Annotated in this window: 20 protein-coding genes, 1 tRNA gene and 2 pseudogenes; 10 read left to right on the forward strand and 13 right to left on the reverse strand. The window is 58.7% G+C overall.

Annotated elements, in window-relative coordinates:
• Positions 1-79: 79 nt before the first annotated feature.
• The 3 genes from wrbA (at position 80) to PMI11_RS38345 (ending at position 1,179) form a co-directional block, all read left to right on the forward strand.
• A complete protein-coding gene (gene wrbA, locus PMI11_RS02510; protein ID WP_007812977.1) occupies positions 80-676 on the forward strand; it encodes an NAD(P)H:quinone oxidoreductase type IV in 597 nt (198 codons plus the stop codon).
• A gap of 151 nt (positions 677-827) precedes the next feature.
• Positions 828-913, forward strand: a tRNA-Leu gene (locus PMI11_RS02515).
• A 134-nt stretch (positions 914-1,047) separates the two neighbouring features.
• Positions 1,048-1,179, forward strand: coding sequence for a hypothetical protein (locus PMI11_RS38345; protein WP_007812979.1), 132 nt, complete (start codon positions 1,048-1,050; stop codon positions 1,177-1,179).
• On the opposite strand, the gene PMI11_RS02520 is transcribed toward PMI11_RS38345, so the two are convergent.
• From PMI11_RS02520 to PMI11_RS02550, 7 genes are all read right to left on the reverse strand, one after another.
• Positions 1,176-1,814 carry a methylated-DNA--[protein]-cysteine S-methyltransferase gene (locus PMI11_RS02520; RefSeq protein WP_007812984.1) on the reverse strand — a complete coding sequence of 213 codons (639 nt, stop codon included), beginning with the start codon at positions 1,812-1,814 and terminating at the stop codon, positions 1,176-1,178. The genes PMI11_RS38345 and PMI11_RS02520 overlap by 4 nt on opposite strands.
• A gap of 10 nt (positions 1,815-1,824) precedes the next feature.
• Positions 1,825-2,574 carry a 2OG-Fe(II) oxygenase gene (locus PMI11_RS02525; protein WP_007812986.1) on the reverse strand — a complete coding sequence of 250 codons (750 nt, stop codon included), beginning with the start codon at positions 2,572-2,574 and terminating at the stop codon, positions 1,825-1,827.
• Complete coding sequence (locus PMI11_RS02530; protein WP_007812988.1) at positions 2,571-3,137, reverse strand: methylated-DNA--[protein]-cysteine S-methyltransferase; 567 nt, start codon at positions 3,135-3,137, stop codon at positions 2,571-2,573. Before PMI11_RS02530 ends, PMI11_RS02525 begins: the two co-directional genes overlap by 4 nt.
• A gap of 158 nt (positions 3,138-3,295) precedes the next feature.
• Positions 3,296-3,547: a hypothetical protein gene (locus PMI11_RS02535; RefSeq protein WP_007812990.1), complete on the reverse strand. Its 252-nt coding sequence runs from the start codon at positions 3,545-3,547 to the stop codon at positions 3,296-3,298.
• A 146-nt stretch (positions 3,548-3,693) separates the two neighbouring features.
• Positions 3,694-4,788 carry a bifunctional DNA-binding transcriptional regulator/O6-methylguanine-DNA methyltransferase Ada gene (gene ada, locus PMI11_RS02540; RefSeq protein WP_007812992.1) on the reverse strand — a complete coding sequence of 365 codons (1,095 nt, stop codon included), beginning with the start codon at positions 4,786-4,788 and terminating at the stop codon, positions 3,694-3,696.
• A 262-nt stretch (positions 4,789-5,050) separates the two neighbouring features.
• Complete coding sequence (locus PMI11_RS02545; protein WP_007812993.1) at positions 5,051-5,500, reverse strand: ester cyclase; 450 nt, start codon at positions 5,498-5,500, stop codon at positions 5,051-5,053.
• Positions 5,501-5,643: 143 nt separating this feature from the next.
• Positions 5,644-6,006, reverse strand: coding sequence for a hypothetical protein (locus PMI11_RS02550; protein ID WP_007812994.1), 363 nt, complete (start codon positions 6,004-6,006; stop codon positions 5,644-5,646).
• A gap of 194 nt (positions 6,007-6,200) precedes the next feature.
• On the opposite strand from PMI11_RS02550, the gene ilvA reads away from it, so the two are divergent.
• The 3 genes from ilvA to PMI11_RS02565 all read left to right on the forward strand — a co-directional run bounded on the left by ilvA (position 6,201) and on the right by PMI11_RS02565 (position 9,329).
• The gene (gene ilvA / locus PMI11_RS02555) at positions 6,201-7,451 is read left to right on the forward strand and encodes a threonine ammonia-lyase (RefSeq protein ID WP_007812995.1); all 1,251 of its coding nucleotides are present in this window, start codon (positions 6,201-6,203) and stop codon (positions 7,449-7,451) included.
• A gap of 36 nt (positions 7,452-7,487) precedes the next feature.
• A complete protein-coding gene (locus PMI11_RS02560; RefSeq protein WP_007812996.1) occupies positions 7,488-7,817 on the forward strand; it encodes an HlyU family transcriptional regulator in 330 nt (109 codons plus the stop codon).
• A 240-nt stretch (positions 7,818-8,057) separates the two neighbouring features.
• Positions 8,058-9,329, forward strand: a complete 1,272-nt coding sequence (locus tag PMI11_RS02565; RefSeq protein ID WP_037070563.1) for a GGDEF domain-containing protein — start codon at positions 8,058-8,060, stop codon at positions 9,327-9,329.
• An 11-nt stretch (positions 9,330-9,340) separates the two neighbouring features.
• On the opposite strand, the gene PMI11_RS02570 is transcribed toward PMI11_RS02565, so the two are convergent.
• Positions 9,341-10,117 (reverse strand): SDR family NAD(P)-dependent oxidoreductase, encoded by a 777-nt coding sequence (locus PMI11_RS02570; RefSeq protein WP_007812998.1) that lies wholly within the window; start codon positions 10,115-10,117, stop codon positions 9,341-9,343.
• 107 nt (positions 10,118-10,224) lie between these two features.
• Here PMI11_RS02570 and PMI11_RS02575 point away from each other — a divergent pair, with 107 nt between their 5' ends.
• Positions 10,225-10,803, forward strand: coding sequence for a TetR/AcrR family transcriptional regulator (locus PMI11_RS02575; RefSeq protein WP_007812999.1), 579 nt, complete (start codon positions 10,225-10,227; stop codon positions 10,801-10,803).
• A 153-nt stretch (positions 10,804-10,956) separates the two neighbouring features.
• Here the strand turns inward: PMI11_RS02575 and PMI11_RS02580 are convergent, their stop codons facing one another.
• Entirely contained in the window at positions 10,957-11,571 is a 615-nt protein-coding gene (locus tag PMI11_RS02580; protein ID WP_007813000.1) for an FMN-dependent NADH-azoreductase, read from the reverse strand.
• Positions 11,572-11,712: 141 nt separating this feature from the next.
• Here PMI11_RS02580 and PMI11_RS02585 point away from each other — a divergent pair, with 141 nt between their 5' ends.
• Together PMI11_RS02585 and PMI11_RS02590 are read left to right on the forward strand one after the other, a co-directional pair.
• Positions 11,713-12,681 carry a LysR family transcriptional regulator gene (locus tag PMI11_RS02585; protein ID WP_007813001.1) on the forward strand — a complete coding sequence of 323 codons (969 nt, stop codon included), beginning with the start codon at positions 11,713-11,715 and terminating at the stop codon, positions 12,679-12,681.
• A gap of 188 nt (positions 12,682-12,869) precedes the next feature.
• Entirely contained in the window at positions 12,870-13,427 is a 558-nt protein-coding gene (locus tag PMI11_RS02590; RefSeq protein WP_007813002.1) for a DUF2087 domain-containing protein, read from the forward strand.
• Positions 13,428-13,467: 40 nt separating this feature from the next.
• Here PMI11_RS02590 and PMI11_RS02595 read toward each other — a convergent pair whose 3' ends face one another.
• The 4 genes and pseudogenes from PMI11_RS02595 to PMI11_RS02610 form a co-directional block, all read right to left on the reverse strand.
• On the reverse strand, positions 13,468-15,456 hold the full coding sequence (locus tag PMI11_RS02595) for a bifunctional 2',3'-cyclic-nucleotide 2'-phosphodiesterase/3'-nucleotidase (protein ID WP_007813003.1): 1,989 nt from the start codon (positions 15,454-15,456) through the stop codon (positions 13,468-13,470).
• Between the two features lie 147 nt (positions 15,457-15,603).
• Positions 15,604-15,915 (reverse strand): annotated as a pseudogene (locus PMI11_RS02600) (PilZ domain-containing protein); the annotation flags it as partial.
• A gap of 87 nt (positions 15,916-16,002) precedes the next feature.
• Positions 16,003-16,884, reverse strand: a complete 882-nt coding sequence (locus PMI11_RS02605; RefSeq protein WP_007813005.1) for a DMT family transporter — start codon at positions 16,882-16,884, stop codon at positions 16,003-16,005.
• Positions 16,885-16,953: 69 nt separating this feature from the next.
• Positions 16,954-17,415 (reverse strand): Lrp/AsnC family transcriptional regulator, encoded by a 462-nt coding sequence (locus tag PMI11_RS02610; protein WP_007813006.1) that lies wholly within the window; start codon positions 17,413-17,415, stop codon positions 16,954-16,956.
• A gap of 158 nt (positions 17,416-17,573) precedes the next feature.
• On the opposite strand from PMI11_RS02610, the pseudogene PMI11_RS02615 reads away from it, so the two are divergent.
• Positions 17,574-17,956 (forward strand): annotated as a pseudogene (locus PMI11_RS02615) (alanine dehydrogenase); the annotation flags it as partial.

Genomic DNA, 17,956 nt, shown 5'->3' on the forward strand with positions numbered 1-17,956 from the left:
GGCAGGGCTATGTTGAACCGGATGCGCTGCTAGAACGGTCTCGGTCAAGAAATTCAATCAATCCTTGATGGAGATAACAATGGCGAAGATTCTCGTCCTCTACTACTCGGCCTATGGCCACATTGAAACCATGGCTTATGCCGTGGCGGAAGGTGCGAAGTCCGCCGGCGCTGATGTCGTCGTCAAGCGCGTTCCGGAACTGGTTTCCGAAGAAGTCGCCAAGGCTTCCTACTACAAGCTCGATCAGGCAGCACCGATTGCCACCGTTGACGAACTGGCTGACTACGACGCGATCATCGTCGGCTCCGGCACGCGTTTCGGCACGGTCACTTCGCAGATGCGCAATTTCTGGGACCAGACCGGTAGCCTCTGGTTCACCGGCAAGCTCGTCGGCAAGCTCGGCTCGATGTTCACCTCGTCCGCCACGCAGCACGGCGGCCAGGAATCGACGATCCTTGGTTTCGTCCCGACCTTCCTGCATCACGGCATGGCCTATGTCGGCCTTCCCTATGCCTTCCAGGGTCAGATGGGCACGGAAGAAGTCAAGGGTGGCTCGCCCTACGGCGCATCCACCATCACCAACGGCGACGGCTCCCGCCAGCCTTCGGCAATCGAACTCGAAGCCGCCAAGTATCAGGGCGCGCACGTCGCCAAGATCGCTGCAAAGCTCGCCTGAGTTCAGTCTAGATCTTTCTGCGAAACGGCGGTCCTTTGGGCCGCCGTTTTATTTTGGGACAGTGCTCACGTAAGCAGGTTTTTCCGCCACCCACAGAGCCGCGCAAACATTTTCTTGACGAATCCACCCAAGTCGTTGATCTGGACGGCGCGCGAGCGTGGCGAAACTGGTAGACGCAAGGGACTTAAAATCCCTCGGCCTTAGGCTATACGGGTTCGATCCCCGTCGCTCGCACCATCTTCATAAACGTGTTCGAATGTGCTTGTATAGTGTGGATAAACCATAGGCAGCTCTTGTCTATGGCGTCAGTGCTGCAAAAAAATATAGGCACTGTGCGGTTGAGTAAGTGTTGTCTTAGTGGGAGTAAGACGATGGTTTACGACTGGGATGGAGCAAAAACGCGGCGCGTCAGGCTCTTCAAGATGAGTGCCTTTCTACTATTGGGAACGGCGGTGGCAGCGGTGCCGCTGTTCTTCTGGGCGTTGCAGTTGCGCGGTCGCTAGACGGTTTTGAGGGTCCCGAGCCGATGCTCGCGTGCCAGCAGGTCGCGCTTCCGCTTAAAGCCCCAGCGGTAGCCCGAGATCGAGCCGTCCTTTTTGATGATGCGATGGCACGGAACGAGGACGGCGATGGGATTTGAAGCGATTGCTTCGGTCACCTCTCGGGCATCGCGCGTGCCCAAATTGGCCGCCAGCGCACCATAATTCGTCGTTTCGCCCATGGGTATGGCACGCAGCATCGACCAGACCTTAGTCTGGTACGGAGTTCCGCGCAGATCGAGCGGAATATTGGGATCAAAGCCAGGATTTTCGATTGCCTGCTCCACCTTCACAAGGGTGTCGCCGAGATCCGCCTGGCCGTCAATGACGTCGGCTTCCGGAAAACGTAAGCGCAAGGCATCCTCCATTGCGGAGCGCTGCGAACTGAACTCCAAGGCGACGATTCCCTTGTCGGACATGGCAACAATGAAGTCGCCGAGGGAGCTGATTCTCCCACGCAAAGCGGATGACTTCGGGCATTTTTGCCTCCTGTGGAACTGTTCGTATCCGAGGAATAGAAGTTTGCTGCGATACAGCCGATCCGGATCCTGCTTCCAAATCGGAAAAGGCACGATGCCGCCTGATGGCTCCGGAAGCATCAGCCGTGTCCTACTGCGCATCGTGAAAAATGATCCCGACGGTGTGGCGCATACCGGTGCGGATGCGGCTCACGCCATGGCGCAGGTTCACGCGGTAATTCCCCTTCGAACCCTGTACCGGCCGGTTATGAACGGCGAATGCAACGGCATCGCCACGGCGAAGCGGGACCACCTCGACGCGGCTTTGCATGCGCGGCCGCTGTTCGGTCAGCACGAACTCACCACCGGTGAAGTCCTGGCCGGGCTCAGACAGGAGAATCGCAACCTGGATCGGGAACGCGAGATCGCCGTAGAGATCCTGGTGAAGACAATTGAAATCACCTGGAACATACTGCAGCAGAAGCGGTGTCGGCCGCGTCTGCCCGGCTTTGTGGCACTGTTCGAGAAAGGACGGATGTGCATCGGGATAGCGTTCATCGATGCCCATGCGAGCATTCCATTGGTTGGCGACGTCAGCGAGGTGCGGATAGAGCGCCGTCCGTAAGCCGCCGAGCAAGCCCGGAAGCGGATACTTGAAATAACGGTATTCGCCCTTGCCGAAACCATGCCGGGCCATGTGGATGTGACTGCGGAAGTGACTTTCGTGCGGATAGAGCATCGCAATGCTGAGGCATTCGTCCGGCGAGAGGAGTTGTGGCAGGACAGCACAGCCATAGTTATCGAGTTCGCTTGCGAGTGACTGCCAGTCGTAGCTGGCTACGCGTGCCTCCGCGGCCATGTCCGGAAAGGTGGGGGAGATAGCAGGGGAATGGAGGCTCATACCATCGCCTCCTTCCGGATCAGCTCGCGCTTGCGTTCGATACCCCAGCGATAACCCGCAAGCTCGCCGTCAGTGCGCATAACACGGTGGCAGGGGATTGCCAGTGCAATGGGATTGGCTGCGCAGGCCGCGCCAACTGCACGGGGCGAGGTTTCTGCACCAACATGACGCGCCAATTCCATGTAGGTTGCCGTCTTGCCGGCAGGGATCGCACAAAGTTTCTCCCAAACACGGCGCTGGAATGGCGTTCCGCGTATGTCGAGCGTGAGATGAAGTCCGTCAGCGGGCTTCTCCACGAAGAGGATTGCTTTCGCCAGATCATCGTGGACGGCGATCTCGTTTGCGATGAGTCCGGCTTCAGGAAACCGGTTCGCAAGATCATCCGTGAGATCTTCGTCCATATCGCCGATCAGAATGGCGCAGACGCCTCTGTCGCTGGGAGCGACCAGCACCCGGCCGAGGGCGCATTCGCCGATCGCGTAAGAGAGGATGTCGATGCCGGGATTGGCATTCTTTGCCGCGGGTGCAGGCGGCGAGCTGGTGTTGGAGATCACGAGGTTCATTGAACTAACTCCTTCGTTTGTCCTCATGATCGAAACTATCCGCCCGCCGGGTCGCCCGAACTCCGGTCCTTGCTTTCAAATCGGAGTTCTTCTTTTTCGGTATCCGGCACAAAAAGCCGACTGCTGTAACACCCGGCATCGGCCAACGGCCGTCGATCTCATGCAAGGCGGACGATCACCGTTTTAGCCAGCAGGAACGTCTCTCCTGTCGGGAAACGGAGCCGGATATCTCCGTTGGCGAGCATATCCCACTTCGCAAAGCCATCGACGACCAGCTGGTTGAAATACGCCATCACGAGCGACCTGGCGGGATCGGCATGGGAAAGTTCGTCAAACGCATCGGAAGTGGCGTCGGTGCCGGAAGGCTGCTGCCTTCTGCTCTTGGCGTCGAATCCATCGTGCGAGACCATATGAAACGTCCTTGCTCCGGCGCCGAACCATTAGAGCGCATCACGGAAAGTCAGGTTGATGCGCATGTGTTCGCCGGTCTCACGGTGACTTTCCTTCAATTCCGCCACTCCATGGTGGGGCTGGCGGGATAATGCCTTCAAATAGATCACGCATGATCGGATGACTCCGGACCGGACGCTTCCCGGTCGATCAGGGCGCGCTTGCGCTCGACGCCCCAGGCATAGCCCGAAAGAGCGCCGTCATTGCGCACGACACGATGGCAGGGAATCGCGACGGCAAGCTTGTTTGCCGCGCATGCTCCGGCGACCGCACGTACCGCCTGCGGCGATCCAATCCGTTGGGCGATTTCGGCGTAAGAGATCGTCTCGCCAACGGGGATTTCCCGGAGCGCCTGCCAGACGCGTTGCTGGAAGGCGGTGCCGCGGACATCAAGGGGAAGATCGAGGCCGACGCCGGGTTTCTCGACGAAACCGACGACGCGCGCGACCAGGGCTTCGTAATCCTGGTCAGCGCCGACCAGATGAGCCCTAGGGAAACGGTCCTGAAGATCGTGGACGAGCTTGTCCGGATCGTCACCCAGGAGGATAGATACAACACCCTTCCTGCTCGAGGCGACGAGGATGGCCCCCAGCGAAGTCTGCCCAACCGCGAACTTGATCTCTTCGTTGACCCCGCCGGCGCGATACTGCGTTGGCGTCATGCCGAGCATGCCGGTCGATTTCTCATAGAAGCGTCCGCTGGAATTGAAGCCTGCGTCATATATCGCCTCCGTGACGGTATTGCCGGAGGCAAGACCCTGACGGACCTTCTCAGCGCGATGTGCCGCGGCATAGTTCTTCGGTGTCAGCCCGGTCACGGCCTTGAATACGCGGTGGAAGTAGCTCGGGCTGCGGCCGACCCTATCAGCCAGTTCTTCAAGCGAAGGCTCTTCCTCGCTCTCCTCGATGATGCGGCACGCCTTCGCGACAAGGGCAGCGTTCTCACGTTCTAGCGACGGTCCTTCCGGATTGCAGCGCTGGCAAGGCCGGAAGCCGGTCGCCCTGGCGCTTTCGATGCTGTCATGGAGCTGGACATTGCTGGGATTGGCGATTCTGGAGGGACACGACGGCCGGCAGTAGACGCCCGTCGTCGAGACTGAATACCAGAGATGCCCGTCGGCAGTCTTGTCCCGCTCGACGATACGCGCCCAGCGAGGATCGTCGGCGACGGACGAGATGGCAGCTTTATGTGCCGTGGCCATGGTTTTATCGTCTCATATGGTTGAAGTGATCGTCCCGCAAATTCCTGTCGGACACACTCCTATTCTTGCTTTCAAATCCGAATGGCAGCCACCCGATTTCATCCGAGAGGAGTGCCTTGCCGACCGGCGTTGATGCCTTGGTTGGTTCAAGCGCATTGGAGTGGTGCCATTCAAAAGAGGTCCGCACTGGAAGCGCGAACCTCATCCGAAAACCTGCGAAACGTCGCTTGCCGTGGAGCCGGCAAGCGACAGAATGCTTCGATCAGGCAGCCTTCATCAGCCCGAGCTGGGTGAGGGCGGTCACACCGTCATCGAGCCCGATCTCCTCGACGATCCTGCCGTCGATCAGCTTCAGCACCGTAGTGCCGGTGAAATGCATCTCGCGGCCGGTTGCGGGCGGGAGGCCGCCAATCAGGAAGTCGTTGAACGCCGGACCGGTATGGGTGCCGCCGCCCTCCCATTGGCCGACGACATAGTCGCCCTCGGCAATGAGATCGGCGGTACCCCAGAAGTTGAGATCGGGAAATGCGGCGCGGAAATCGATCATGAACGCCTTGATGTCGTCGTGGCCGCGGCGGGGTTCGTGCAGCGAATATCTGAGCAGCATGTCGGGTGCCGCAATCTCGTCGACGACGTCAAGATTGACGTCTTTGCCCCAGAATTCGGTGAACCAGCGCACGACGACGGCCTTGTTGTCTTCTTCCTTGCTCATTGAAATGGATCCTCTGATCTGTTTCAGGAGGATCATCGAAACCGCTCGATGACCTGAGCTTGGAATATGTTCGTATCGGCTCAGCGGAACTCCGGTTCTTGCCCTGAAATTGAAAGCACACGGACGACGCCAACGTCTGGCAACTATGCGGCGGCATTCGCTCCGGTTTTCGCTTCACGCCATTTGTTGAAGACCCAGCCGGCGACCAGGCCGAGTGCTGCGCCTGCTGCCTTGACGCCTGCATCGTGAAGGCGCGCATGCCGCGTCAGTGACAGGTATTGCAGATATTCGATCGCGAACGCACCGAAGATCAACAGCACGGCGACCGCCTTCCATTGTTTCGGATAGGCAAGAGCAAATGCCAGCCCTGCCGTCAGGTAAGCCGCGGCACGGTCGATGTCAGGTGTTTCGATCGTGTGGGGTCGCAATTCGATCGGCGAAACTGTGACGAACAGGATGAAGGCGAGAAGAAGCCACGCCAGAGGCTTTATGATCTTGGATGTCATCTCGCCGTCATATTAGCAATTGCTGTGCGCCATCAAGTTAAAAACCATCCACGTGACCTGGAAATTGGGCGCAATCTGGAGACACTTAAGGAAGCCTTTCATCGAGCGAACCGCAAATCGCACAAACGGGCTTCTTTCCACAAGCGGCCTGTGTCATAGCGACCTCTGGACTTTTGAAGAATGGACGAACGCCCGTGACAAGACGTGATGTCGAAGGCGCAGAAGAGGCTATGCGCAGCCTTTTCCCCGCTACGCCGCTGCAGCTCAATGATCACCTTTCCGCCCGGTACGGTGCCGATATCTGGCTGAAGCGCGAGGATCTTTCGCCGGTGCGGTCCTACAAGATCCGCGGCGCGTTCAATTTTTTCCGCAAGGCGATTGCCGAAGGTGCGGGCGACAAGACTTTCGTCTGTGCGTCCGCCGGCAATCACGCGCAGGGCTTCGCCTTCGTCTGCCGCCATTTCGGCGTGCCGGGCGTCGTCTTCATGCCGGTTACCACACCGCAGCAGAAGATAGATAAGACACGCATGTTCGGTGCCGGTTTCATCACCATCGAACTCATCGGCGATTTCTTCGACCAGTGCTATCAGGCCGCCCGCGACCATGTTGAAGCGATCGGTGGTGTCATGGTGCCGCCCTTTAACCATGTCGATATCATCGAGGGACAGGCGACCGTTGCCGCAGAAATCATGCAGCAGCTTCCCGAAGGCACGGTGCCTGACATGGTCGTCCTGCCGGTCGGCGGCGGCGGCCTTGCCGCCGGCATCACCGGCTATCTCGACGGCATCGTCGCGAAATCTGATTTCGTCTTTACCGAACCTGCCGGCGCCCCGAGCCTGCGCCGCAGCCTCGAGGCCGGGCAGGTGGTGACGCTTCCCAAGGTCGACAATTTCGTCGATGGCGCGGCCGTCGCCCGCATCGGCGACCTGAATTTCGCAGCTTTGAAGGCTTTTTCTCCCGACCAGGTCATGCTGATGCCGGAAAACGCCATCTGCGTCACCATCCAGGAGATGCTGAATGTCGAAGGCGTTGTGCTGGAGCCGGCCGGCGCCCTGTCGCTGACGGCGATCGCGGCTATGGATCGTGAGGTCATCAAGGGCAAGACGATCGTTGCCGTCGTCTCCGGCGGCAATTTCGATTTCGAGCGGCTGCCCGATGTCAAGGAAAGGGCCATGCGTTACGCCGGCCTGAAGAAATACTACATCCTGCGCCTTGCGCAGCGCCCCGGCGCGCTGCGCGATTTCCTCAATCTTCTCGGACCGCATGACGATATCGCCCGCTTCGAATATCTCAAGAAATCGGCGCGCAATTTCGGTTCGATCCTCATCGGCATCGAGACGACGGCTCCGGAGAATTTCGCGACGCTGGTCGCCAATTTCGAAGCTGCCGGCATGGGCTTCGAGGACATTACCGAAAACGAGATCCTCGCAAACCTGATCATTTGACTTTGCGTCCACTGTACTGCGTGCTAAAGGCGGACTATGGCTTCGTTCCTTTCAAACATTCTTTCGGTATTTTCCGGCGGCGGCAAATCCTCCACGGAGGCGGCTGCGGGTCCTTCCGGTGAACCGCAGCTTTATGGCGACTGCACCATCTATGCTGAGCCTCAGAAGGAAGGCGGCCAGTATCGTTTGGCCGGCCGCATCGAAAAGAAGGTTGGCGAGGACGTTCTGGTGCGCAAGTTCATTCGCGCCGATCTCTTTTCGTCGTCCGATGATGCGATCGAATGCACGGTGCGCAAGGCGCAGCAGATTATTGATCAGCATGGCCCTTCTCTTTTCGGCGATGGCGAGAAGCTACGGCAGGTCTGAGCTCGTTAGCCGAACAAGCCTTCTTCGATCCGGCATTTCCTTTTGTTTTTCAAAACTATGACAGCATTTCCGTGATGGAAATTGCTGCTTTGATCACCTAATCTTAAAGGATTATGGTGAAGGTGGCGCCTGCAGGTTTTGCAGGGCGCCGCTTGTGTTTAAACTTTCCGGACGACTGACCAGAAGACCCGCTGCGGCGGCTGCGGCTCTCTTGCGCGGTCCTGTTGTAGGCGGAGGACCGTGATGGAGCTCTTCAACTCCGCGCTCTTCATCGTCGAAGCCGGCGGCTATTTCGTGCTGATGGTCAGTCTCCTGCATTTTCGCCATCGCCTCGGATTGGGCGTCTTCCTGACGGCGCTCGGCGTCATGCATTTCATGGAGACCTACCTTGCTGCGGTCTTCTATGTTTCCCTGCCGTTCGGGAACGTCTCGCCGGGTTCTTCGATTTTCTTTTCCGGCAAGCTGATGATGATCCTCATGCTCTACCTGCAGGAGGATGCGGCGACCGTCCGCCAGCCGATCTATGGTCTGTTTCTCGGTAATCTCCTGACCGTCGCCATTGCCTGGGTGCTGCAGCTTCACCAGCCGCTGGAGCTGTCGCCCGGCCATCCGGCCGATGTCAATTTCCTGAAGGAAATGGGCTGGCTGATGGTGTGGGGAACGGCAATCCTCTACCTCGACTCGCTCGGTATCATCCTGCTCTACGAGAAGCTTGGCGACGTCATGCGCCGGCGCGTGGTGCTGCGCTTCATGATCTCGGGCCTCGTGCTTTTGACGTTTGACCAGATCCTCTTCTTCAGCGGTCTGCACTATTTCGTGGGTGTTCCGATGGCAGCCTTCTGGGCCGGATGGAAAGCCAAGATGCTGGCCGTCTGCCTCTATTCCCTGATGTTTGCCATCTACGAATACCGTATCCGCCGGGACGGCGTTGCCACCTCGGCCCGCTCGATCAGTGATCTCTTCGGCGATCTGACGTTCCGCGAGCGCTATAACGATCTCCTGGAACGCACCGGCCGCGATATGCTGACTGGCGTCTATGACCGCAGCCGTATGGAGTTGGAGGCGCCGCTGATGGTGCGCGAGGCGCTTCGGCAGGGCCAGCACGCGACCGTTCTCATCATCGATGCAGACCATTTCAAGGACGTCAATGACGGCTTCGGCCATCTGCAGGGCGACGAAGTTCTGAAGGCCATTGCCTCAAGGCTCGGAACGACGCTCCGCTCCAGCGACCGCATCTTCCGTTTCGGCGGCGAAGAGTTTGTTGCCGTTTGCCCCGGTACCAGCCATGAGGAGGCACTGCTGCTCGCCGAGCGCCTGCGCTGGACGATTGTGACCAGCGTGAAGACGCCTGACGACGCGCCTGTATCTGTGAGTATAGGTGTTGCAACCGCCGACGAAGATGGTGACAGCTTCACGACTGTGCTTTCGGCGGCAGACAGCCGCCTCTACGAGGCAAAGAAAAGCGGCCGCAACTGTGTCGTGGGCCGCTCCGGTGTCGTAAAAGTCAGCTAGATCAGGTCCGCTCAGACGGTGCGGAAGATCTTGGCGCCGGAGGGAGCGCTTGTCATGCCGCCATCGACGGTAATCTCGATCCCCGTCACATTGCTGGAATCATCGGAGGCGAGATAAAGCGCAGCCTTTGCGATCTCGTCTGCTTCGCTCATGCGGCCGAGCGCGCTCATGTTCCCGAGCTTTTCTTCCAGCGCCGTCATCGCATCTTCCGTCTGCGCGTAGGGCGACCAGATCGGGGTGCGCGTACCGCCCGGCGTTACCTGATTGACGCGGATGCCGCGCGGTGCGAGCTCGGAGGCGAGGTTACGGGTCATGGAGCGCACGGCGCCCTTCGTGGCAGCGTAAGCCGACCAGCCCGGTGCACCGAGAACGGCGTGGACGGAGCCGTTGAGAATGACCGAAGCGCCATCATTCAGATGCGGCAGCGCGGACTGGACTGTGAAGAAGACCGAGGTCAGGTTGGTGCTGATGATCTTCTCGAACTGTTCCAGCGAGGTCTGGCCGAGCGGCGTTGCGCCGCCGATGCCGGCATTGGCAAAGACGATGTCGAATTTGCCGACCTTCGAAGCGGCCTCGGCGAAGACCTTCTCTGCCCCTGCAACGTCGGTGAGATCAATCTTCAGCCCCAGCACGTCGCCGCCAAGTGCTTTTTCGGCTGCTGCAAGTGTTTCCGGGTTACGGCCGGTGATGATGACCTTCGCGCCTTCGGCAACGAAAACCTTGGCAGTAGCAAGTCCGATACCGCTGTTCCCGCCGGTAATGAGCGCGACCTTGTTCTTGAGACGCATGGGAGTAACTCCTATTGGAAAATCTCTCGATCTGGATTACGATCGATATCCACAAGGATTATGATTGTAATCCACAACTGTCAAGTCGGTCTATCGGGAGATTTTCAATGGGCCATTCACAACTCGAAAAGCAGAACACGCACGACAGGATCGTCGAAATTGCTTCCAGGCGTCTGCGGGAAAAGGGACTCGAGGGTATCGGCGTCGCCGATCTGATGAAGGAGGCAGGACTTACGGTCGGCGGCTTCTACAAGCATTTTGCTTCACGCGATGAGATGGTGGCCGAAGCTATGAAGCTCGCTTTCGGGTCCTGGGAAGCGAAAGTGCGTTCGCAGGGCAGGGCGCCGGCCGATATTCCGATGGCGGAATATTCGGCCAGTTATCTGAGTGATATCCATCGCGATGACGTAAGCGGCGGCTGCCCCTTTGCCGCTCTGACCGCTGATCTTGCCCGCAGCGGCGAGAAATGCCGCTCGCTTGCGACCGAACAGCTGAAGACGAATCTTGGAACCATGACAGGCCGCATGAACGCGGCCGACGAGGCTGAAGCACGCCGCAAAGCAATCATCGTTTCGTGCCTGATGACGGGTGCGGTCGGTCTTGCACGCATTGCCGACGACGAAAAACTCTCTGAAGAAATCCTGGAAACAGTCCGGTCCTTCGTCAACGGTTTCTCGGCAAAATGAAAGGGCCGGCTTGCGCCGGCCCCCTCGAGTGGAACTTTTGAATTTGCAGGTTAAAGCATGTCGCGCAAAAGTGTGCAGCGGTTTTGCGATAACGACATGCATCAAACAAAGATCTAAAGCGTGGCAAGCGGATCTGAAAGATCGAGACACGCTTTAGGCAGCGAGAGCGAGTTCCTCGACGCGCGACTTGGCGGCGCCGATGGCCTTTTCCGCAGCTTCCGGGCCGAAAGCAAGGCCTTCGACATAGATGGTTTCAATGTCGGTAATGCCGAGGAAGCCGAGAACCGACTTCAGATACGGGACGGCATGGTTCATGCCGGCAGCCGGACCCTGGGAATAGACACCGCCGGAAGCGAGGACGACATAGACCTTCTTGCCGGTGGCGAGGCCGACCGGGCCGCTTTCAGTGTATTTGAAGGTCAGGCCGGCGCGGGCCACGTTATCGATCCAGGTCTTCAGCGAAGAATAGATGTTGAAGTTGATCAGGCCGGTGCCGATGACGATGCTGTCGGCTGCGAGCAGTTCGTTGACGAGTTCGTCGGAAGTCTTGACGGCAACAGCTTCCTGGGCGGTGCGGGCTTCCGGCGGCTTGCGGATGGCGGCGGTGAAGAGATCGTCGATGTGCGGCAGCGGGTTTGCAGCAAGGTCGCGGCGCACGACGACGCTACCGGGGTTCTGAGCCTTGAGCTTATCGGCGAGTTCGACAGCGATCGACGTGGAAAGGGACTCCGAACGCGGGCTGGACGTCAGAAGAAGAATGGAAGACATGGTTGAATTTCCTCTCGAATTGGTTTTCAGCGACCGGCTGGGAGCGGCAAATCGCTGTGTTCGAGAACAGAAATAAGGCTGGCCCAGTATCGAAAAAACTGGGATAATGTCGATCAAAATTATCGATGGATTGGATGGAAGATGCTTCCCAACCCGACACTGGATCAATTGCAGGTTTTCCTGACGGTCGCCGAAACCGGCAGCTTTTCGGCCGCCTCGCGTGTGCTGAACCGCGCGCAGTCGGTCGTTAGCTATACGATCGCCAATCTGGAAGCCCAGCTTGAAGTGCCGCTCTTCGAGCGCTCCGGCGCTCGCCAGCCGAAGCTGACAGATGCCGGCAAGGCAATGCTGGAAGATGCCCGCCGCATGCTGGCCGACCTCGAGGTTATGCGCGCCCGCGTGAAAAGCATCAAGCAGGGGCTGGAGGCGGAGCTTTCTCTGGCGATCAGCGTCATGGTGCCTGCCAATGCCGTCATGATGGTGCTACGCGAATTTCGCGAGAAATTTCCCGGCGTTGCGCTCAATCTCAATGTCGGCGAGCTCGGCATGGTCATGGACATGGTCATGAGCGACAAGGCTGATATTGGGATTGGCGGGGCGCTTGTGAGGCAGGACGATTCGCTTGTGGCCGAAAAGATCGGCTACTCGTTCATGGTCCCCGTGGTCGCACCCGATCATCCGCTGGCGAGCATTGGTCGTCCGCTGACGCTGGTTGATGTACGCGAAGAGATCCAGCTTGTGGTTTCGGATGCCTCCGGCCTGACCAAGGGGCGGGACTTCAACGTCCTGTCCTACAGGACATGGCGTGTCAGCGACATTGCAACCAAGCACCAGCTCATCAAGGGCGGTCTCGGCTGGGGTGGCCTGCCGGTTTCGCTCGTCGGAGAGGACATCATGAAGGGCAACCTGGTTGCCATCAAGTTGGAGGCTTACGAGCAGGGCGAATACCCGATTTACGCTATGTGCAAAGCGGCCAATCCGCCGGGCCCCGCCGGGCAATGGCTGATCGAGGCCTTTCGCCGGCGGCTCTCCATGTGCCCGAGCCATGGCGAGATGATCAACATGCTCGGCATTGACGGATTGCACGCCATTCCCGAGGCTGCCGAATAGCCGCACAGTTGACGGGTTTCCGGCCTTTGCTATAACGGCGCTACGGTCTGCAGTTCACCGAGGCGTCGCCGTCCCGCAAGGGAAGCTAAACCTGCTTTAGAAAGATCATCAGCACTTGTCCTGTGCCGAAGTCGAAAGCCGGCGACCACCGATACCTTTTTGAGGGAACGGCGCGTTGAGGATAAGACGTGACCAGATCTATCTTTCCAATGGAAATCGCCGATCTTTCGGCTTTTGCCAAATCTCTCCGCAAGCAGATCGAAGCGCTCGCTGACAGGCCGAGCCATGTCGAGATGCTCAATCTGCTGACCCGCGCGGCGGGTTATCGCAACTACCAGCATTTCCGCAGCGCGGCGCACTCCGCCGAAGTCCTGGAGGACTGGAGCCTGAAGCTGGATCCTGAGCCTTTGCCGGACGAGGACCGTGTGCTGAAGGCATCGCGCCATTTCGATGGCAATGGTCGACTGATCCGCTGGCCGGGCAGGAGGGGGCTGCGGGAGCTTTGCTTATGGCTCCTGTGGTCGAAAATACCAGCGGATACCGAACTGACGGAGCGTGAAATCAGCGACTTGCTGAACCGCCTGCATCTCTTCGGCGATGCGGCACTGCTGCGCCGCGAGCTTTTCGATTTCGGGCTTGTCCACCGCACCCGCGATGGCAGGCAATATCACCGGATCGAAAAGAAGCCGCCGGCCGAACTCGGCTTGCTTCGTCGTCGCGTTAAAGCTGCGGCAGAAACAGTCTGATCGAAGAGGGCGCGGTTGAAGAAACCGCGCCCTGCGAGGTTTAAAGAATCAGCCGGAATTTCGTGAAACCTTCAGCGCCTTCGCCGGCATCCTCGATCTTCACGCTCTTGACGTCGGCGAGGTACTGTTTGGCTTTCGGGCCGCTTTCGAACACGACGGTCGTGCCGGGCAGGGGCTTGAAGGTCCAGTTGCCGTCGGCGGACGGGTTAATCGTTCCCTGATCGTGGACATAGCGGACGATGACGTCGCGGTTGGTGTCCGGCGCCTGGAAGATCACCTTGTCGGAGGCGATTTCCGGGAAGCTGCCGCCGCCACCAGCACGGTAATTGTTGGAAACGACGACGAACTTCTGGGCCGGATCGATCGGCTTGCCCTCGAAGGCAAGGTTCTGGATTCGGTTGGAGTCCGGATTGACGGCCTTGCCCGACGAATCATATTTCGGCGGCTGCGACAGATCGATCTGATAGGTCACGCCATCGATCACGTCGAAATTGTAGGACGGGAAGTCGCTGTTGAGGAGAGCCGCATCCTTCGCGCCGGGCTCGATGTGGTTGAACATGCCGGCGGACATTTCCAGCCAATTCTTCACTTGCGCACCGGTGATGGCGACGGCCTGAACCGTGTTCGGATAGAGGTAGAGGTCGGCAACATTCTTGATGGCGATATCGCCGGCCGGAACATCCGTATAGTAGTCCGCACCACCACGGCCGCCGGCCTTGAAGGGGGCTGCCGCGGAGAGAACCGGCAAATCCTTGAACTGCGTATCGGCCAGCATCTGCTTGATGTACCAGGTCTGAGCCTGCGAAACGATCTGTACCGACGGATCGTCGGCGACGAGGGCAAAGTAGGAATAGAGCGGTGCGGAGGTCTTACCAACAGGCGTGCGGACATAGGCAAGCGTTGCCTCATGCTCTGCCTTGGCGGCCTCGACCACTTCCTTCTTGTCAGCGACGTCGGCAACGACTTTCTTCTTGTCGTCGCGATGGTAGATCGGCCGTGCTTCGGAGGTAAAGGCGACGATTTTCCAGCTGTTGCCATCCTTCTCCAGCAGAAGGTCGATCAGGCCGAGATGCGAGCCCCAGAAGCCGGCCATGACGGCGGGCTTGCCATGCAGCGTGCCCTTGATCGGATCGGCATTGCTTATGCCATCCCAGGTCTTCGGACCGGGGAAGACAAGATGCTGGTGACCGGTGAAGATCGCGTCGATGCCTTCGACGGCGGCGAGATGCAGCGAAGCATTCTCCATCTTTTCGGACGGGGCGGAACCGTCGATGCCGGAGTGGGAGAGCGCGATGACGATGTCGGCGCCGGCTTCCTTCATGGCCGGCACCCAGGCCTTGGCCGCCTGGACGATATCGCGGGTCTGCGCCTTGCCTTCGAGGTTTTTGATGTCCCACAGCATGATCTGCGGTGGCACGAAGCCGATAAAGCCGATCTTGACCGGGCTTTCATTGCCGGAGCCATCCTTGATCTGCTTTTCGACGATGATGTAAGGCTTGAAGAACAACTCGTCCTGCTTCGGATCGGAGGCGAGCTGGCCCTTGGTCAGGTTGGCGCAGACGAAGGGGAAGTTCGCGCCGTTCAGCACCTTGAACATGAAGTCCAGGCCATAATTAAACTCGTGGTTTCCGAGCGTGCCGACGGTGTAGCCGAGCGTGTTCATCCCCTTGATGACCGGGTGGATATCGCCGTCCTTCATGCCGTGCTGATAAGCCATATAGTCGCCCATCGGATTGCCCTGCAGCACATCGCCATTGTCGATCAGCAGCGAGTTGACGGCTTCTGCCCGGATCGTGTCGATGATGGTTGCCGTACGCGACAAGCCCATCGTGTCGTTCGGCTTGTCGGCATAATAGTCATAAGGGAGGACGTTGACATGGATGTCGGTCGTTTCCATCAGCCGCAGATGCGCCTGGTTTGCGGCAGCGCGGGCGCTGAACGGGTGCAGCAGCACCAGAGCGGAAGTGGCGGCAAGACCGCCGAGCAGGGAACGACGGCTCATTGCAGGCACATCGAGAATGGAAAGCATGGAAACACTCCTTTTGACATCATGCATCACCCGGTTCGATGAACTTAGGATGATTGGCAAAGGAGTACATCGCGAAAATGACAGAATGGCAAAGACGATGCCGCCAAAGCGGCACCGTCCTGGAAAGCTCTACCGAACGCGTGGCACTTCGCGATGGAAAAAGCGGAAATAGGAGGCAATGAGCGCGCGGGCATTGGAATTCACGTCGAACTGGATGCCGACGCGACCATTATGTGTCCAGCGGATGACGCCTTCGAGCAGGCCGAGATTTTCGGCTTCGATGCGGACCTTGCTGCCCGAGGCCGCATAAAGCGGCGCCTTGACTTCGAGTGCTGCACCCGTGGCTGAAATATCAAGGATGCGGGCATCTACCTGGTTGTTCAGATAACGGATCTTGCCAAAAACGCGGCAGCTCCTGCGGTCGGCCTTGCGGGCCGTGATCTTGAGATTGCGTATCATGCTTATCCCCGTGACGAATTCGGGAGGAGCATAGGCAGGGAAGATTGAAATGCCTTTAGGCGCTTATTTAAAATTGCTGCGAAAGTCTCAATTCGGCACGACCGCTCGCCGCGCCACGACATGTTCGCGCCACACCGTGAAGATACCGGCCGCAACCACGATAATCGAACCGACGATCATGTTCAGCGTCAGCTCCTCCCCGTAGATGAGCACGCCAAGAATAGAAGCGTAGACAAGCTGGATATAGGTAACCGGCTGGACGGCGGCCGCGTCGAGACAGTCATAGGCGCGGATCAGGAAATAGTGGCTCGATGTTCCGGTCAGGCAGACGGCAAGCATCCACATCCAGTCCCAGCCCTGGATTGGCGTCCAGTAAAAAGGGCCCGCAAGCGTCATCACGAGAGCCCCAACGACGCCCGTATAGAAGAAGCTCGTCATCGCCGAATCCTGCCGGCTGACGTAACGGGTGGCGATCACGTAAAGCGCGAAGTTGACGCAGGAGACGACGGCAAGAAGCAGGTTCACGTCGAAGAACCCGCCCTCCGGCTTGAGGATGAGCAACACGCCGCAAAGCCCGACACCGATTGCCGTCCAGCGGCGCCAGCCAACCCTTTCGCCCAGCAGCGGAATGGCAAGCAGTGCGACGATGATGGGGGTGGCGGCAAAGATCGCCTGCGAATGCGCCAGCCCGATCAGCGCAAAACAGGTAATTGCCAGCACCACCTGCACGGCAAGCAGAATGCCGCGCGACACCTGCAGAAAGGGATGTTTGGTGCGGGCGGTGGCGGCGATGCCACCGCGCATTTTCGCGGCCAGAACCACAGTGAACAGGCCGAAGGCCCAATAGCGCACCATCGTCACGAAGATAGGCGAATAGGCTGAACCAAGATGCTTGGAGATCGCGTCCTGCGCCGAAAAGATCGTCAGTGCCAGAAGCAGGAAGATATAGCCGTGAGTCTTGGATTTCATGTCTTGCCGTCAAAGCGGAGACGCCCGCAACATCAAGCTAGGGCAGGATTCCAAGGGCTTTGCAAGGGCTCAAAGGCCGACATTCGGCCTGTCGATGATTTCGCGCAGCGCAAAGCTCGAATTGATCTTCACCACATGCGGCAGCGCCGAAAGCCAGTCTCGGTGGATGCGCTCATAATCTTCCAGATCACGGGCGGCGACGCGCAGGATATAGTCGTATTCACCGGACATCAGGTAGCAGACGAGCACGTTCGGACAGCGTTTCACCGCTGCCTCGAATTCCGACAGCGTCTTGGCGAACTGGCCGGACAGCGAGATGTGTACGATGGCGATCATCTTGTAATCGAGCGCCTTGTGCGAAAGCCGTGCATGATAGCCGCCGATGACACCGCTCTTTTCAAGAATATCGAGCCGTCGCGAACAGGCGGAAGGCGATAGTCCCACCTTGTCGGCGAGTTCCGCATTGGTGATGCGGGCGTTGATCTGCAGCGCCCTTAGAATCGCAAGATCGATACTATCGAGGTCGGACATTCGAAGAACCTTCGAAAAATGGATAGCTGGCGCAATAATCTTCGAAACTTTGCTGAAACGCAAATCCTCTTTGCAAGGACATTTCGTGGCCGTGGTGGTTGGATTTAGGAGTAGGAAAACGCTCCGCGGAACGCGGACATAAAATGAGAGGAACGCGAATGCGTGTCGGCTGCCCGAAGGAAATCAAGAACCATGAATATCGCGTCGGTCTGACGCCGGCTTCGGTAAGAGAATATGTCGCCCACGGCCATGAGGTCTGGGTGGAGACGAAGGCGGGCGCCGGCATTGGTGCCGATGATGCCGCCTATGTGGCTGCTGGCGCGAAGATCGCCGCCTCCGCCAAAGATATCTTCGAAAAGTGCGACATGATCGTCAAGGTCAAGGAGCCCCAGTCCTCCGAATGGGCGCAGCTCCGCGACGGTCAGCTCCTTTACACCTATCTGCATCTTGCGCCCGATCCGGAACAGACCAAGGGTCTGCTCGCCTCCGGCGTTACGGCAATCGCCTATGAGACTGTGACGGACGATCGCGGCGGCCTGCC

Origin of the sequence: Rhizobium sp. CF142 (genome assembly GCF_000281145.1) — a bacterium.
In the GTDB taxonomy this organism is placed as follows: Bacteria; Pseudomonadota; Alphaproteobacteria; order Rhizobiales; family Rhizobiaceae; genus Rhizobium.